General features: G+C 60.9%; 15 protein-coding genes. 5 read left to right on the forward strand and 10 right to left on the reverse strand.

Annotation, left to right across the window (positions count from 1 at the left end):
• Positions 1 to 3: 3 nt before the first annotated feature.
• From pstC to mshD, 3 genes are all read right to left on the reverse strand, one after another.
• Positions 4 to 1,050, reverse strand: coding sequence for a phosphate ABC transporter permease subunit PstC (pstC, locus tag I6J26_RS03990; RefSeq protein WP_115023454.1), 1,047 nt, complete (start codon positions 1,048 to 1,050; stop codon positions 4 to 6).
• 124 nt (positions 1,051 to 1,174) lie between these two features.
• Entirely contained in the window at positions 1,175 to 2,290 is a 1,116-nt protein-coding gene (pstS, locus tag I6J26_RS03995) for a phosphate ABC transporter substrate-binding protein PstS (protein WP_115023456.1), read from the reverse strand.
• A 171-nt stretch (positions 2,291 to 2,461) separates the two neighbouring features.
• The gene (gene mshD, locus I6J26_RS04000) at positions 2,462 to 3,382 is read right to left on the reverse strand and encodes a mycothiol synthase (RefSeq protein ID WP_115023458.1); all 921 of its coding nucleotides are present in this window, start codon (positions 3,380 to 3,382) and stop codon (positions 2,462 to 2,464) included.
• A 33-nt stretch (positions 3,383 to 3,415) separates the two neighbouring features.
• Here mshD and I6J26_RS04005 point away from each other — a divergent pair, with 33 nt between their 5' ends.
• A complete protein-coding gene (locus tag I6J26_RS04005; RefSeq protein WP_115023460.1) occupies positions 3,416 to 4,252 on the forward strand; it encodes an LmeA family phospholipid-binding protein in 837 nt (278 codons plus the stop codon).
• Between the two features lie 48 nt (positions 4,253 to 4,300).
• Here I6J26_RS04005 and I6J26_RS04010 read toward each other — a convergent pair whose 3' ends face one another.
• Positions 4,301 to 5,341: a diacylglycerol/lipid kinase family protein gene (locus I6J26_RS04010; RefSeq protein WP_115023462.1), complete on the reverse strand. Its 1,041-nt coding sequence runs from the start codon at positions 5,339 to 5,341 to the stop codon at positions 4,301 to 4,303.
• 63 nt (positions 5,342 to 5,404) lie between these two features.
• Here I6J26_RS04010 and I6J26_RS04015 point away from each other — a divergent pair, with 63 nt between their 5' ends.
• Positions 5,405 to 6,088 (forward strand): FABP family protein, encoded by a 684-nt coding sequence (locus I6J26_RS04015; RefSeq protein WP_115023464.1) that lies wholly within the window; start codon positions 5,405 to 5,407, stop codon positions 6,086 to 6,088.
• 40 nt (positions 6,089 to 6,128) lie between these two features.
• Here I6J26_RS04015 and I6J26_RS04020 read toward each other — a convergent pair whose 3' ends face one another.
• Positions 6,129 to 7,007: an aminodeoxychorismate lyase gene (locus I6J26_RS04020; protein ID WP_115023465.1), complete on the reverse strand. Its 879-nt coding sequence runs from the start codon at positions 7,005 to 7,007 to the stop codon at positions 6,129 to 6,131.
• Between the two features lie 30 nt (positions 7,008 to 7,037).
• Between I6J26_RS04020 and I6J26_RS04025 the strand changes: the two genes are divergently transcribed.
• Both I6J26_RS04025 and I6J26_RS04030 read left to right on the forward strand, forming a co-directional pair.
• Positions 7,038 to 8,099: a YgfZ/GcvT domain-containing protein gene (locus I6J26_RS04025; protein WP_115023467.1), complete on the forward strand. Its 1,062-nt coding sequence runs from the start codon at positions 7,038 to 7,040 to the stop codon at positions 8,097 to 8,099.
• A gap of 187 nt (positions 8,100 to 8,286) precedes the next feature.
• A complete protein-coding gene (locus I6J26_RS04030; RefSeq protein ID WP_115024466.1) occupies positions 8,287 to 8,499 on the forward strand; it encodes a DUF3073 domain-containing protein in 213 nt (70 codons plus the stop codon).
• A gap of 103 nt (positions 8,500 to 8,602) precedes the next feature.
• Here the strand turns inward: I6J26_RS04030 and purM are convergent, their stop codons facing one another.
• The 3 genes from purM to I6J26_RS04045 are packed head-to-tail and all read right to left on the reverse strand — an operon-like array spanning position 8,603 to position 11,602.
• The gene (purM, locus tag I6J26_RS04035) at positions 8,603 to 9,655 is read right to left on the reverse strand and encodes a phosphoribosylformylglycinamidine cyclo-ligase (RefSeq protein WP_115023469.1); all 1,053 of its coding nucleotides are present in this window, start codon (positions 9,653 to 9,655) and stop codon (positions 8,603 to 8,605) included.
• A gap of 14 nt (positions 9,656 to 9,669) precedes the next feature.
• Complete coding sequence (purF, locus tag I6J26_RS04040; RefSeq protein ID WP_115023471.1) at positions 9,670 to 11,187, reverse strand: amidophosphoribosyltransferase; 1,518 nt, start codon at positions 11,185 to 11,187, stop codon at positions 9,670 to 9,672.
• Between the two features lie 10 nt (positions 11,188 to 11,197).
• Positions 11,198 to 11,602 carry a sterol carrier family protein gene (locus I6J26_RS04045; protein ID WP_115023473.1) on the reverse strand — a complete coding sequence of 135 codons (405 nt, stop codon included), beginning with the start codon at positions 11,600 to 11,602 and terminating at the stop codon, positions 11,198 to 11,200.
• Between the two features lie 33 nt (positions 11,603 to 11,635).
• On the opposite strand from I6J26_RS04045, the gene I6J26_RS04050 reads away from it, so the two are divergent.
• The gene (locus I6J26_RS04050; RefSeq protein ID WP_039676516.1) at positions 11,636 to 12,658 is read left to right on the forward strand and encodes an acyl-CoA thioesterase; all 1,023 of its coding nucleotides are present in this window, start codon (positions 11,636 to 11,638) and stop codon (positions 12,656 to 12,658) included.
• Here the strand turns inward: I6J26_RS04050 and I6J26_RS04055 are convergent.
• Entirely contained in the window at positions 12,655 to 13,587 is a 933-nt protein-coding gene (locus I6J26_RS04055; RefSeq protein WP_115023475.1) for a MaoC/PaaZ C-terminal domain-containing protein, read from the reverse strand. The genes I6J26_RS04050 and I6J26_RS04055 overlap by 4 nt on opposite strands.
• The gene (locus I6J26_RS04060; protein ID WP_115023477.1) at positions 13,588 to 14,916 is read right to left on the reverse strand and encodes a 3-oxoacyl-ACP reductase; all 1,329 of its coding nucleotides are present in this window, start codon (positions 14,914 to 14,916) and stop codon (positions 13,588 to 13,590) included.
• Positions 14,917 to 14,981 lie beyond the last annotated feature (65 nt).

Below are 14,981 nucleotides of genomic sequence, written 5' to 3' on the forward strand. Positions count from 1 at the left end.
TCCCTACTTCTTCTTCACAATGGCGCGGGCAATGGCGTTGACCACGAAGGTCAGCAAGAACAGCATGAGGCCGGCGGCGATGTAGGCACCAGCGCGCATCTCATTACCGAACTCTGCGGATGCCAGGGCGATGGCCATGGCGAAGGTCGTACCGCCGTCGAAGAGCGAGAAGCGGAAGTCCACGAGCGGGGAGACAACCATGTACAGAGCCATGGTCTCACCCAGCGCACGACCGAGACCGAGCATGGAACCGGCGATGTAGCCGGACATACCGAAGGGCAGCACCGTCATGCGGATAACCTCCCAGCGGGTTGCGCCCAGCGCCAAGGCAGACTCAATCTGACCAGGAGGAGTTTGGACGAAGACCTCACGTGCCGTAGCGGCGATAATCGGAAGAATCATCACGGCCAGCACGATGCCACCGGTGAAGAGGTTACGGCCGGTAGCAAACGACGGCGAGTTGTCGAAGACGGTGAAAAGGAAGAACCCGCCAGCCCAAGACTCCAGCCACGAGTAGAAACCGGAGAGAGCTGGGCCAAGGACCTGCCAGCCCCACAGACCATAAACAATGGACGGGACCGCAGCGAGCATGTCCACGAGGAAGCCTAGCGGCTTGACCATACGTGCGGGTGCGTAGTTAGACAGGAAGATGGCAATCGCCAGTGCAACCGGCATAGCCAGCAGCAGGGCGAAGACGGAGATAAGAACCGTGGTGCCGAACATGGTTGGGATACCGAACTTCATCGCGGAAGTATCGCCGGTCTCCCAACGGCCACCATAGGTGAAGAACCCCATGATGCCACCGTCGTTGACGCCCAGGGCAGGCACGGCACGCCACAGCAAGAAGCCCGCAATGGCAGCAATCATGACGGTGATCAAAGTGGCCGAAGCAGAAGAAAGGAATTCGAAGACTCGGTCGCCTGGGCGCTTAACTCCGCTACCAGAGTTAGCCATGGTAAGTTCTTCGGTTCCGCCGGTAGAAGGCCGCTCAGCAGCGGAGACGGAAAGTTCCGTCTGCTCTGGCGCCGTGGTGAGATTATTGTCTGCCATGAGACGTTCTAATCCTTTTCAGCGTTAAGAATGGAATTTGTCGTTACATACCTGCGCCCCCAAAGCGCGAATCGAGTGCGGCAGTGGGGGCGGAGAGATATTTAGCTTTGTGAAGCTCTAGCGCTTACTGCAGAGCGTCAACAGCAGCCTTCAGCTTGTCCAGGTGTGCACCCTCAACCGGGATGAAGCCCTGGGAAGCGAGCTGGTCATCCTGGTGATCCAGGACGGTGGTGAAGAAGGCCTTGACCAGAGCGGAGGTCTCCTCATCGTAACCAGCGGAGCAAACGATGTTGTAGGTGGTCAGGATGAGCGGGTATGCACCCTCGTCGTCAGACGCGAACAGAGCGTCGGAGTCAACAACCATGTTGTGCTCGGACTCGGTCTCCTTGAACTCCAGGTTCTCCAGAGCAACGTTGACGGACTCGGTGTTCAGCTCAACCGGACCGTGGCCGAAGTCGATCTTGGCCTTCTGAACGCCGTCTGCTTCCTTCTGGTCGGCAAAGCCAGCCTCAACGTAGGTGATAGCACCCTTGATGTTGGCAACCTGGTCAGCAACACCAGCGGAGCCGTTGGCACCCTCACCAACTGCATCCGGGAACTGCTTGCCCTCGCTGTCCCAGTCGCCGGTAGCGGCCTTCAGGAACTTCTGGAAGTTAGCGGAGGTACCGGACTCATCAGAGCGGAAGATGACGGTGATGTCCTCGTCCGGCAGGTCGGTGCCTTCGTTGTCAGCAGCGATTGCCTCATCGTTCCACTTGGTGATGTCACCCTTGAAGATCTTGGCCAGGGTCTTGGTGGAGAGGTTGATCTCGGTGCCCTCGAGGTTGTAAGCGATAGCTACCGGACCGATGGTGGTCGGCAGGTGCCATGCCTCGTTGCCACCACAGCGCTCAGCAGCAGCCTCAACCTCGCCCTCATCTTCCTTCAGAGCGGAGTCGGAACCAGCGAAGTCAGCCTGGCCGTTGGTGAAGGCCTCAACGCCGGCGCCGGAGCCGGAAGCGTTGTAGGACAAGGAAGCGTTCGGGTGATCCTCAGAGAATGCAGTCTGGAAGTAAGACATTGCATTCTGCTGGGAGGAAGCGCCGTCACCAACGAGCTCGCCAGAAACTTCCGAGCTCTCGGAGCCGCCGTCAGCGGAGTCGGAACCAGAGTCGTTGGATTCAGAGCAGGCGACGAGAGCGGTGGAGGTAGCGGCAACGATGCCGAAGATTGCAGCGGTGCGCTTGAAGTTGCGAATCACGGGAAACCTTTCCGGTGTGGATACAAGAGAATGATTGTCCGAGGAAACCGTTCACTGCCCTGTTGAGGCGAGCACGATTAACTCACGAAACGTAAAGTTATCTCGAGTGGGTTAACCACACAAGGATCTGGAGGTAAACAATCGGTTAACTTGTACCAAAAACCCGTGAGACTAGTCACTTTCAGCCCAGACGCAGTGCTCCTCCGCAATAGAAAAGCCTAGCCGTTCGTAGGCCTTAACCGCTGGCTCATTGTCTGCCTCGACATAAAGGATCACCTTCTCGGCGCCTTTATCCACCATACGCTGCAGGCCAGCGCTCAGAAGTGGGCCACCCAATCGGCGTCCACGGAAAGCTTCTGACAATCCCACCACGTAGACCTCACCGAAAGCAGGATCTTCTTCGGTATGCCATTTAAGCCAGTGGAATCCCGCCATTGTGGGGGCAGCGCCATCAACGGAACCGCCTATTTCCTCCCACAGGAAAAGTACATCAGCCGGATCAAACCACTCAGCTTCCATACCGCGCTGTAGGCGCTCGATGTCCCAGCCACCTTGCTCCGGGTGCCAGGAAAAAGCCTCATTGTTTGTGCGTACCCACTCGTTTTCCACATGCGCACGGTCATAACGCTCGACTGATTCCGTGTAGGACAAAATGTCCAACCCTTCGTCGAGCGAAGGCTGCCCGGCAGCGTCGCGCAATTTTTCATCTTTAATGGCCATGACCAGCAGGCGCCTGACGACGTCCATTCCATTCTTCTTCGCCAGTGCTTGTGCGGCGGGGAGATTGCCATGGGCCCACAGGTATGGGTGGGCCGGGAGGGCGTCGTAAAGCGCTTGCCCTACGCCCGCGCGCCGGTGATCGGGAGAAACAACAAGCTCCACCTGGTCGCCATCCCGTGCGGCCACCCCCACAATGCGTTCTCCGTCCACAGCCAGCAGGTGCTCGTGGCCCAGGCGGGCATCGCGCAGCCCAAGGAGGAACTGCTCAGAAAGCGGATCGATACCATCGTGAGCAGCGGCGTTCTGGGCAAGCTGCGCCACCTGTTCCGCGAGGTCTAGATGCTGCGGCAAGGTACGGGTTTCAATATGCATGGTTCCCAGCCTACGTACGGTAGTAATAGAGGGGTGACCGTCATCCATCTCAGCCGTACCGTCGTGCGCCTCGCCGCCGTGACAGGCGTCGTGTTGGCTATGTGGCTGGCGGATTCTGCAGTGGCCATGCATGCAGAACACACCGTGGCCCAGAAGGCGAAGGCCAGCTCGCAGCTGGACAATACCCCGGACGTCTTCATCGGTGGTGTGCCTTTTACTGCTGCGGCACTCACCACAGAGATCCCCTACATCGAGGTCAACTCCTCCGACGTCGAGGTGCCCAAGCTTGGCATGGTGAATGCCTCGACCACCCTGCGTGATATCACCATTCGTCCCGAGCAGCTCTTCAACGGTGAATTTGAGGGCTCCCCTGTCTCGACGTACACACGAAGCATTAGCCTCGATGGCGTCGCGCTGGGCCGCTTGCTGGGAATTACGGACTTGTCCATTGCCAACCCAGATGACATGTCCCCTGCTGGCGGTTCGTCCGCCGAAGCAGAGCTGACCGGCACGCTCCCCGGAGATACCACCAAATCCACCGCCACCGTCACCCTGCGGCTCGTGGGCCCAGAATTCCGCATGAGCGTCTATGGTACGGACGATGAACGTCTCCAGAAGGCCTTTAGCTTGGTACTGGACACACGCGAACTGCCGCTGCCTTCGCAAGCCACCTCGGTGAAATTACATGGCGGTTCCATTTCCTTCGAGGTACAGCGCCGCAACATCACGCTCAAGACCACGCAGCTTTCGCCGCTCGAAATCGACGGTTCGGAGGAGAAGGCTGTAGAAGACGCCGCACAGAAGGCCCAGGACACCGCCAACGAGGTGGGCAGTGCGCCGACGACACCTCCCAGCTGGCGCCGGAACTAGCGGAACTAGCGTGTGGACGCTCTACTCACCGCGGGCGTCACCAGCCGCTTACTTAATGCGGATAAAGTCTCGCAGCACTTCCCGGATTGTGCGCTGGGACGCCGGGCGCGGATCAATCGGTGCGAAAACCTCGAGTGCATTCGGCACTGACTCGATGTGGATTGTCGTGAAGGTACCTTCCGATTCGCCATCGGCCTGGAAGCGGTGCGGCTCAGGACATTCCAAGTCCACTTCAGCGGCATCTTCAAAGTGCAAGGTACGAGCATCCGTTATCTTGTTGAGCCAATGACGGCGATCCACACCAAAGAGGTGGAGGACGCCCACCAATCCATCAAAGCCGTGTAGGTCAGAGACACCGAATAACCCGAGGCCCTGGTCGAAAGAGTTACGCGGATTCGTCACCACCGGAAGCGGGCCCAGGAAGGTCCACGGGTTGGTGTTGGAGGTGAACATGAGCGGCACGTTATCCGCCTTGAACGTGTTTCCAGAGCGCGACACCGCACGCACATTGATGCGCGGCGGGCGGATACGGGCGCGCTGGTAGGCCTGAAACGACACTGCCAGATAGCGCAGCGGGGTGGCAGAAAAGCCCTTCTCACGAGCACGATCCACACGTGCCAGCACGTCCGCATCCAAGCCGAAGCCAGCGTTGACCGCAAACCAGCGATCATTCCATGTGCCGAGGAAGACTTCACGGCGAATATCACGATCCAGCATGCGCGCCAGCACGTGTGCGGCTTCAACGGGGGTGTTGGGGAAACCGAGAGCGCGGACGAATACGTTAGCGGAACCAGTCGGGATGACTGCTAAGGCTGGAATGTCCTGTGGGGACGGCCGCGACTGTGCATCTACAGGTCCGAGCAGACCATTGACAATCTCATTGACTGTTCCGTCGCCTCCGAAGGCCAAGATAACGTCATAGTCCTCCCTGGTCATACCACGAACCATTTCCTCAGCATGGCCTGGGTAGTGAGTAAATTGCGTCAGCAGACGCAGTCCCTCCACGCCACGGATGATGGGCAGCACCTCTCGGAAGAGAGCCGCATTCTGGCTGGTGGAATTCGGATTAGAAATGAGCAACACGCGCATGCCACACCAGGGTACTGGAGCCTAGTGGTTGCCGTACCCCCGGCACGACTACGCTGGGGCAGCATGAGCGAACAGAACAATGAACACAACGAGTCCCAGGACCGCCGGGACGCGCACCCGGAAAACACCAAGATTGATGGCAACGACGCTGTCAACCAGGCCGCCGAAGCCTGGAAAGATGCTGCCTCCCGCAACATCCCTACCGTGGACGTGGCTGAGAACCCGCTTCCGGATGAAACCGCTAACCTTCGCCAAGGCCCGTCGCTGCACGATGGCCTGCTGGGCCTGCTCCCCCTCGTCGGCGTATGGCAGGGCGAGGGCCAGGCCCACAGCACTGATGGCGAGCAGTACGCTTTTGGCCAGCAGCTCATTATTGCGCACGATGGTGAGAACTACCTGACGTACACCTCCCGAACCTGGAAGATCGACACCGAGGGCAACCCGACTGGCCCCGACGTCCGCGAGTCCGGTTTCTGGCGCATTTCCCTCAAGGATGAAATCGAGATGACCTATACCTCTTCTAATGGCGTCAACGAGATCTTCTATGGGTCGCTGTTCAACGAGCGCGCCTGGCAGCTCGAATCGGCCTCGACCATGGTGACTGAAACTGGACCGACCAACCTGGGCCCCGGCAAGCGCATGTACGGCCTCATGCCGAATAACAACCTGGGTTGGGTAGATGAGCGCCTCGTCGATGGTGAGATGCGCCCCTTCATGTCCGCCGAGCTCACCCGCGTCGCGGGCTAATAACCCAACTACACGTCAAGGAACTCTGAGGGGGAAGTGATTAGCGGGCCAGTGAGGCGTCGATAAGCCCGCGGATCTCCTCCGCATTCCCCGGCGCCTTGAGTTTCACATCATCGAGGCGGGTCACACGCACCGCCGTGCGCACAGAGGAGACCAACCACACCGAATCCGCACCCTGCAGATCCTCTACGGTGAGTGCCTTAGCCTTGCACCGAAAACCCTGTTCGGTGGCGTGCTCAAACAGTGCTGCCTGCGTTGTGCCGGGCAGGATCCCCTTGCCCGCCGGTGTGCGCATTTTCGAGCCCTTGACGGCCACGACTGTCGACGTCGCCCCTTCCAACACCAGTCCCGTCTCCGGGTCCGTAAAAATGACGTCATCGAAGCCGCGCTCGCGCGCGAGCCGCAGCGTGGCCATGGTCGCTGCATAGTTCAGCGTTTTTGCCGGCAGCTCCTCCGCCACGTGCCACAGGCGCGGCGTGCTCATCACCTTCACACCCGTCTCGCGTTGCTTGCGCACATCCTCCGGAATGGACTGAACGACGACCCATGCTGAGGGCACGCCCGTCGACGCCCTGCCGCGTGTATAAGTCCACGTGCACTTGGCTTCCGGCAGAACATGATCACTAGCTACGGTCCCGCAGAAATCCGCAATAGCCATCTGCGTTGCCTCTTCCCACTTGTGCATCGGCGGTTCTGGTAGGTCAAGCGCGCGGGCAGACTGGGCAAAACGTTCAGCGTGGCGCTGGAAATTCGCTGCCTTCCCATCGCGCACGAGGAGGGATTCAAAGATGCCATCGCCGCGGGTGACCACAGCATCATCCCAGTGCACCAGGGGCAGGCTCGGCATGTGCCGTCTTACCGACCCTCCAAAAGGTTCAACAACATAGATGACCGGCTCTTTCCTGGGCTGAAGGCTCATAGGTTCGATTATGCCCTACTATCGGGAGACGTGAGTTACTCTTCGCCGCTTCTTTCCCGGCCCGGAGCCGCTGAGCTTCAGGGCGCCACGCTTGTCGACGTCTCCGGGGTCCCCTGGCACTACGAAAACCCCCTGGTAGAGCAGCGCGTCGTGGAGACCGGCTCCGCAATTATTGACCGCTCGCACCGCCGCGTCATCGCCGTCTCAGGTCCGGATGCCAAGGCTTTTCTCCACAATTTGCTGAGCCAGAAGCTCGATGACGTTCAGGCAGGCTTTGCCGCCGGCGCCGCGGACCTCGATATACAAGGCCACGTGCTGCACCACATGGATCTGGTTTTCACGGGCGAGACCTTCTTCCTCGACGTCCCTGCAGCGCAATTCGACTTTCTCAAGGATTTCCTCACGAAGATGATCTTTTGGTCCAAGGTCACCGTGGACGAGGCTGACCTCGCCGTCATCTCCGTGCTGGGCATTCCCCTCCCGGCACCAGCTGCCACCGTGGCTGAACGCGCCGTTTTCTGGCCCGGCTGCCCGCGCCAGGATATCCTCGTCCCGCGCGCCGAGCTCTCCGCCGCTGTGACCGAGCTAGAGTCCCACGGCGGCAGCGTGGCAGGTCTGATGACCTTTACCGCTGAACGAGTCAAAGCCCGCGAACCCGAACTCGCTGCTGACCTCGACGGCAAAACCATCCCCCACGAGGTTCCGCACTGGATCCGCCGCAGCGATGACCGCCCCGCCTTCGTCCACTTGGAGAAGGGCTGCTACCGCGGCCAAGAGACGGTGGCCCGCGTGGAGAACCTCGGCCGTTCGCCGCGCCTGCTCGTCTTGCTCTACCTCGACGGCTCCGCCCCTGAAGCCCCCGAACCGGGCGCCGACATCACGCTCGGTGGGCGCCGAGTAGGGCGCCTGGGCACCGTAGTGGACGATTGCGACCTTGGCCCTATCGGGCTGGGCTTGGTCAAGCGCAGTGCTCTAAACCAGGGTGATTTTTCTATTGGTCCAGTTGCCGCGTCCGTCGAGCCAGATTCCATCCCCCAGGATGAAGGACCTAAGGCAGGACGCGCTGCCGTGAACCGCTTACGCGGCCGGTAGTGGTATATCGCACACGACCCCATCGCCACGGCGTATAGCACTTTTTTAGCCCGCCGCTGGGGGTAGTTCGGAATTTTTTCGTCACACACGCTATGGTGTCTTACAGGAACATACACATATCTGACTAAGACGATGGGGCGGCCAAGAATCCCTGGCCCGCCCTACACACCTCAAGGGGGTCATGCACATGGGACGCGGACGCGCAAAGGCAAAGCAGACCAAAGTTGCACGCCAGCTGAAGTACAATTCGCCCGAAATGGATCTGGACTCTCTCCAGCGCGAGCTCGCTTCGCAGCATTCCCGCAACAACGAGGATGACCAGTACTCGGAGTACGCCGATTATGGCGAGGATGACTGGGACTCGGACGAGTGGGATGAGGACGATTCCGACGAGCGCTAAGCTCAACTCTCAGCACGTACGCGAAAGGCCGGCGGCCCCCATTCCCTCTCAGGGATGAGGCCACCGGCCTTTCCGTTCCTGTACTCCACCGAGGTGTAGGTTTTTAGAAACCTGGGTGCTCGCCCGTCATCACCACGCGCGGCTCACCCTCCTGTGCGGCGCGTACGGTGCCCAATTCCCAGGCCTCGACGTGGCGGGCGGCCATCATAGCCAGAGCGCGCTCGCGATCTTCTGGGGCGACGACGGCAATCATGCCCACGCCCATGTTGAAGGTCTTCTCCATTTCCTCGAGGGCAACCTTGCCCACGGAGGAAATGGTCTTAAAGATCTGACCCGGAGTCCACGTCGAGCGGCTAACCTCAGCGGTCAGGCCTTCCGGGATAACGCGCTCCAGGTTTCCGGCAAGTCCGCCTCCGGTGACGTGGCAGAAAGTAGACACTGCGCACTCGGAGGTCAGCGCCAGGCAATCCTTGGCATAAATGCGGGTCGGCTCCAGCAGCTCCTCACCAAGGGTTCGGCCGAGGTCCTCCATGTAGCCGTCGAGCGGCAGACCAGCCTGTTCCAGCAGGACGTAGCGAGCCAGCGAGTAGCCGTTGGAGTGCAGGCCGGAGGATTTCATGGCAATGAGCACGTCGCCATCACTGACCTTGTCCGGGCCCAGCAGCTCATCGGCTTCCACGACGCCCACGGCGGTGGCGGACACGTCGTACTCCTCCTTGCCCATAACACCTGGGTGCTCAGCGGTCTCGCCGCCGAGGAGTGCCGCGCCTGCCTGGACGCAGCCTTCAGCAATACCTTTGACGATGTCCGCAATCTTTTCCGGAACCACCTCACCAACGGCAATGTAGTCCTGCAGGAAAAGCGGCTCCGCGCCGCACACCACAAGGTCGTCAACGCACATGGCAACCAAGTCGATGCCAATGGTGTCGTGCTTGTCCATCGCCTGGGCCACGGCAAGCTTGGTGCCCACGCCATCAGAGCCGGCAGCGAGGATCGGCTCTTTGTACTCTCCCAGCTTGAACAGCCCGGCAAAGCCCCCGAGCCCACCCATGACTTCCGGGCGGGTGGCGCGCTGAGCGTGCGGGGTAATCAGCTTTACCGCGCGGTCGCCTTCCTCGATGTTGACGCCGGCGGCTGCATACGTGTTGTCGCTCATGAGTGAACTAGTCCTTACTCGTTAGTCGTGGTCGAGCCCTGCAAGGTGCGCACGGCCTCAGCGTTGGGGTTACCGGCGGGAAGGCCGAGCGGGTAGTTGCCATCGAAGCAGGCACAGCACAGTTCATTGCGCGGCTGCTCAGTAGCGGCCACCATCTCATCGATGGAGACAAAGCCCAGGGAGTCTGCACCAATGGCGGTGCAAATGGTCTGGGCAACTTCCTCTGGGTCATCGGAAGGGTTGGCGTTGGCGATGAGCTCGCCTGGGGAGGCGAAGTCGATGCCGTAGAAACACGGCCATTTCACTGGCGGCGAGGCAATACGAACGTGCACCTCGGCCGCGCCGGCCTCACGCAGCATGCGGATAAGCGCGCGCTGAGTGTTGCCACGCACGATGGAATCATCCACCACCACGATGGATTTTCCGTCGATCACTTCACGCAGCGGGTTGAGTTTGAGACGAATACCCATCTGGCGCTGGGACTGCGTGGGCTGAATAAAGGTGCGGCCTACGTAAGAGTTCTTCACTAGGCCATGCGCGAAGGTCAGACCGGATTCGCGGGCATATCCCACGGCTGCGGGGTTTCCGGATTCAGGCACGGGGATAACCATGTCCGCATCAGGCGCGGGGTACTGCCGCGCTAGACGACGTCCAATCTCCACCCGCGTCGCATTGACCGAACGGCCCTTGATGTTCGTGTCTGGGCGCGCCAAGTACACGTACTCGAAGACGCAGCCATGACGCTTAGGTTCTGCGAAGCGCTCAGAGCGGATACCAGTCTCATCGATGGCGATGAGCTCACCGGGTTCAATCTCACGAATGAACTGCGCGCCCACAATGTCAAGAGCACAGGTCTCACTGGCCACGACCCAGCCCGTGTTCAGTCGGCCCAGGGCGAGCGGGCGCACTCCATGCGGGTCACGCGCAGCGTAGAGCGTGTGGCCATCAGTGAAGGTGAGGCAGAAGGCGCCTTTGACCTCAGGAAGCAGCTGCAGGGCCGAGTCAAAGACGGAGGTGTCATCCGAGACACCGTCGGCAAGCAGCAGAGACAAGCACATAGAGTCCGAGACGGACTCTTCCTGCGGTTTGGCAAGCCCACGCTCCACGGCTTCCGCACGCAACTCCAGATAGTTCACCAGGTTGCCGTTGTGACCCAACGCGATGTCGACGCCACTGGGCGAGGTCCCGAACATCGGCTGCACATTGGACCATTCCTTGCCGCCGGCCGTGGAGTAGCGCGTGTGGCCCACCGCCACGTTGCCGTGCAGAGACGTCAAAATGGACTCATCGAAAACGTTGGACACGAGGCCCATGTCTTTGAAAACCACGATGCGGTCATCATCGCCCACCGCAATGCCCGCAGCTTCCTGGCCACGATGTTGGAGAGCAAAGAGACCGAAGTAGGTCAGCTTGGACACCTCTTCCCCCGGTGCCCAGACGCCGAAAACGCCGCATTCTTCACGGGGCTCTGGATCGTGGAGAGGATCCTCCGATAACGGCTTAGTCTTGCTCTGGACGTGTTCAGCTACCACGGCGCCAATCCTAGTCGTTTCGGTCTGTGAAAACTAACGGAATGATGGGCAGCCACTCCGCGATCTCGTGCGCGCGGGATCCAGAGGCCTCCAGACGCGAGCTGGCTAGCGCCTGTTCCCAGGACAACAGGCCGGTGGCCAGCTGCAACCAGGTGAGCGGATCCGTCTCCACCACATTTGGAGGGGTACCACGGGTATGGCGCGGTCCCTCGATGCACTGAACTGCCACGAATGGGGGGACTCGCAGCTCGACCGAATGGCCCGGCGCGTCCGCCTCGAGCGTGCGCGCGGTGGTGCGCGTGGCCTGCGCGAGTGCGGTGCGACCTGGTTTTTCTACCTCTCCAGGGTTTCGAATCCAGTCCGCGACGGCCTCCACGGCGGCGCGGGTGGTGGCGGCATCAACGGCCTTCTTCATCGGTGAAGCACTCTCCCTGCTACTTTCTTATCCATGTCACCAACTCTGTCGGAAGAAAAGAACCCGGTACAAACCGGGAAGTCCCCTGCCATCACGCTGCGTTTTATGGCTGCGCCCACCGATCTCACGATTGCTGGCGCCCAGGGCATCGGCGGCGGCCGTGTCTTGGAGTGGATCGATAAGGCGGCCTACGCCTGCGCAGTGCAGTGGTCGGGAACCTACTGTGTGACAGCCTACGTGGGTCACATCCATTTCACACGCCCCATCCCCTCCGGCCACCTCGTGGAGGTTCGCTCCCGCATCGCCATGACTGGTCGCTCCTCCATGCACATCGTCAACGAAGTGCTCTCTGCTGACCCACGCGATGGCATCTTTACCCGCGCGTGTGACTGCCTCGTCATTTTCGTGGCCAAGGACACCGAGACAGGAAAATCCGTTCCGGTACCGCCGCTGCAGCCGGAATCCACGGAACATCAGCGTGTGTGGGAAGCCGCTGAGTCACGTATTGAGCTGCGTCAGGCCATCGAGGAAGAGATGGAGAAGCAGACGTATGACGGTCCTTCAGACGCACCACGCATGATCAACCGATTTTTGGCCAAGCCTACCGACGTCAACTGGGGAGGAAACGTCCACGGCGGCACCGCGATGGAGTGGATCGATGAAGCGGGTTCTGCGTGCACGATGGAATGGTCAGGCGAGCACACCGTGGCGGTCTATGCCGGCGGTATTCGCTTCTATCGCCCGATTCACATTGGTGACCTTATTGAAGTCGATGCCCGCATGATGCGTACCGACGCCCGCTCCATGCAGATGTCGGTACACGTGCGCTCCGGCAACCCCCGCGGCGGCCGCGAGCAGCTACAGACCGCTATCCACGCGACGGTGTCCTACATGGCTATGGATGCCGACTGGCAGCCGCTGGCGGCCCGCCAGTTCACTCCTCGCACCGAAGAGGATAAGCGCCTCTGGGAGCACGCCGGCATCCTGCGCGGGCTGCGCGGCAAATACTCCCCGAAACCCTTGGTGGTGGCGCCGAAGCACCAGCACGTGGATTAAGAAAGGGGCTCCACGCGGGCTGCGACATGCAGCTTGCTGGGGTCCTTGGCCTTGCGCAGCGTGAGGTCGCGCGCGCCAGCTCCGCTTGCATTGTCCGCGCCAGCAGCCGCGACGTATACTCCGGTCGTCGCTGGGAGGATAACCGGCTTGTAGAAGTCGGCAGTGATGCGGGTACTGCCAGTTAGCACGCCTTCCAACACGGACAGCATCCGCGCGTGGGTATACATGCCGTGCGCAATCGTGGCGGGGAAACCAAAAAGCTTCGCGCCCACTTTGGAGACGTGAATGGGGTTCTTGTCACCAGATGCTTCAGCGTAGACGCGGGTGCTCTCGGGGGTAAAGCGCAGCGTCGCTGTGGAGGTGCCCACCTCATCACCGGGGAAATCAAGGAAGCGCTCCGCCTCGGGGCGGGTAGCGACCTCCTGCGGGGTGTCCTTGGTGAACTTCGCGCCTTGGCCCAGGAAGGCGGAGGTCTGGCGCCAGATTTCTTCGCCGGCCACGCTGTAGGTGGTCACCATATCGATTACGAGGCCCTTGCGATGCGGGCGAAGGTTCTCCGCATGGACTGTGATATCGAAAGCCTCATCCACGCGCAGCGGGCTCGTCTGCTCAATGCGGTTGGACAGGTGAACCACGCCCAGCGCTGGGAAGGGGAAGTCCTTGGCGGCCATGACCTTGATGGCCAGCGGGAAAGCCAGCGCGTATGGGTAGGTAGCGGGTGCTTCGTTGCCCAAGCGCAGATCGGTGGCCTGGCAGTAGTGGGCCAAGTGTTCCGTGTCCACGCGAACGTTGTCGACTTGGAAGGCCGTGCGGGGATCAGCGACCGTGCGCTTGCCTGCACCGATACCGGGTACCGGCATTGCGCCGACCATGAGTGTGCGGTAGAGGGCGGACAGGTCAGGAATCTCAGTCAGGGTGGTGTAGTTCATTTAGGCTCCCATGAGGTTTTGGCCGCAGACACGGACGGTATTGCCGGTCACTGCCGCAGACGCAGGGGCAGCGAAGAAGGCCACGGTTTCAGCGACGTCAATGGGCTGACCGCCCTGCTGCAAGGAATTGAGGCGGCGGCCAATCTCGCGCGGAGCGGTCGGCATCGCTGCGGTCATGGCGGTTTCAATGAAGCCGGGCGCCACAGCGTTGATGGTGGAGCCGTTCTCCGCGAGGACGGGACGCAGGGCGTCGACCAGCCCGATGATTCCGGCCTTGGTGGTGGCGTAGTTCGTCTGGCCGCGGTTACCGGAAATACCGGCCATGGAGGACACGCCAACCACAGCCGCGCCCGGCGCGAGGGAACCGGACTCAAGGAGATTTTCGGTGATACGCACTGGGGCGAGGAGGTTCACAGCGAGGACAGCATCCCACTGGCCCTCGTTCATGTTGGCCATGAGCTTGTCGCGGGTAATACCAGCGTTGTGCACGATGACGTCGATGGCGCGTCCGTGGCGCTCCTGTGCGTGCTGCGTAATCTTGTCGGCGGCCTGCGGGTCGGTAACGTCGAGCGGCAGTGCGGTGCCCTTGACCTGATTGGCGGTTTTGGCCAGGTGCTCGCTTGCCTGTGGGACGTCGATGCAGATGACATCAGCGCCATCGCGGGCCAGTACCTCAGCAATGGTGGCTCCAATGCCGCGGGCGGCGCCGGTGACAACGGCGAGACGGCCATCGAGCGGCTTCTCCCAGTTCTGTTCGCCTTGCAGCGTGGCGCCCTGCGCGCTCACGCGGACGACCTGACCGTCAACGAATGCTGACTTGCCCGACAGGAAGAAGCGGAGGGTGGATTCCACCTCTGCGGTAGCGGCTGGGTCAGCCCACACCAGGTTCACGGTGCCGCCTTTGCGCATTTCCTTCGCAAGGGAGCGCGTAAAGCCTTCGAGGGCGCGGGCGGCAATGCGGGCGTCGATAGTATCGGCAGCCTCGGGGGTGGTGCCGACCACGACGATGCGCGCGCACGGCAGGAGGTTGCGCATCTGCGGGTTGAAAAAGTCATAGAGCTCACGGAGCTGCTCTGGGGTCTCAATACCCGTGGCATCGAAGACCAATGCAGCGCGCTTGGCTTCCGCAGTTGAGTCGATGACCTGGTAGTCCACGGCTAGCTGGGTACGAAGAAACTCGACAATACGGCCTTGCCCGCCCAAGACGATCGGACCTTCGAGGGCAGGTTCACCGACCTGGTGGCGGCGGAGGGGGTAGCCCTGCGGCACACCCGCTTTGGCGGCCAAGGGGGAGTTGATGAGCTTCTCAGCAATAGTGACGTGCGACATGTGGTGGCGCGATCCTTTCTTAAATCTTCACAACCTTGCGAGCTTTGTTGACTTGGTTGCAAGGT

It is taken from the genome of Corynebacterium minutissimum (assembly GCF_016889765.1).
GTDB lineage: Bacteria > Actinomycetota > Actinomycetes > Mycobacteriales > Mycobacteriaceae > Corynebacterium > Corynebacterium minutissimum_B.

Coding starts and splice junctions, on each gene's coding strand:
- pstC (WP_115023454.1), bottom strand. CDS start 1,050: ATGGCAGACAATAATCTCACCACGGCGCCAGAGCAGACGGAACTTTCC.
- mshD (WP_115023458.1), bottom strand. CDS start 3,382: ATGCATATTGAAACCCGTACCTTGCCGCAGCATCTAGACCTCGCGGAA.
- I6J26_RS04010 (WP_115023462.1), bottom strand. CDS start 5,341: ATGCGCGTGTTGCTCATTTCTAATCCGAATTCCACCAGCCAGAATGCG.
- I6J26_RS04015 (WP_115023464.1), top strand. CDS start 5,405: ATGAGCGAACAGAACAATGAACACAACGAGTCCCAGGACCGCCGGGAC.
- I6J26_RS04020 (WP_115023465.1), bottom strand. CDS start 7,007: ATGAGCCTTCAGCCCAGGAAAGAGCCGGTCATCTATGTTGTTGAACCT.
- I6J26_RS04030 (WP_115024466.1), top strand. CDS start 8,287: ATGGGACGCGGACGCGCAAAGGCAAAGCAGACCAAAGTTGCACGCCAG.
- purM (WP_115023469.1), bottom strand. CDS start 9,655: ATGAGCGACAACACGTATGCAGCCGCCGGCGTCAACATCGAGGAAGGC.
- I6J26_RS04045 (WP_115023473.1), bottom strand. CDS start 11,602: ATGAAGAAGGCCGTTGATGCCGCCACCACCCGCGCCGCCGTGGAGGCC.
- I6J26_RS04050 (WP_039676516.1), top strand. CDS start 11,636: ATGTCACCAACTCTGTCGGAAGAAAAGAACCCGGTACAAACCGGGAAG.
- I6J26_RS04055 (WP_115023475.1), bottom strand. CDS start 13,587: ATGAACTACACCACCCTGACTGAGATTCCTGACCTGTCCGCCCTCTAC.
- I6J26_RS04060 (WP_115023477.1), bottom strand. CDS start 14,916: ATGTCGCACGTCACTATTGCTGAGAAGCTCATCAACTCCCCCTTGGCC.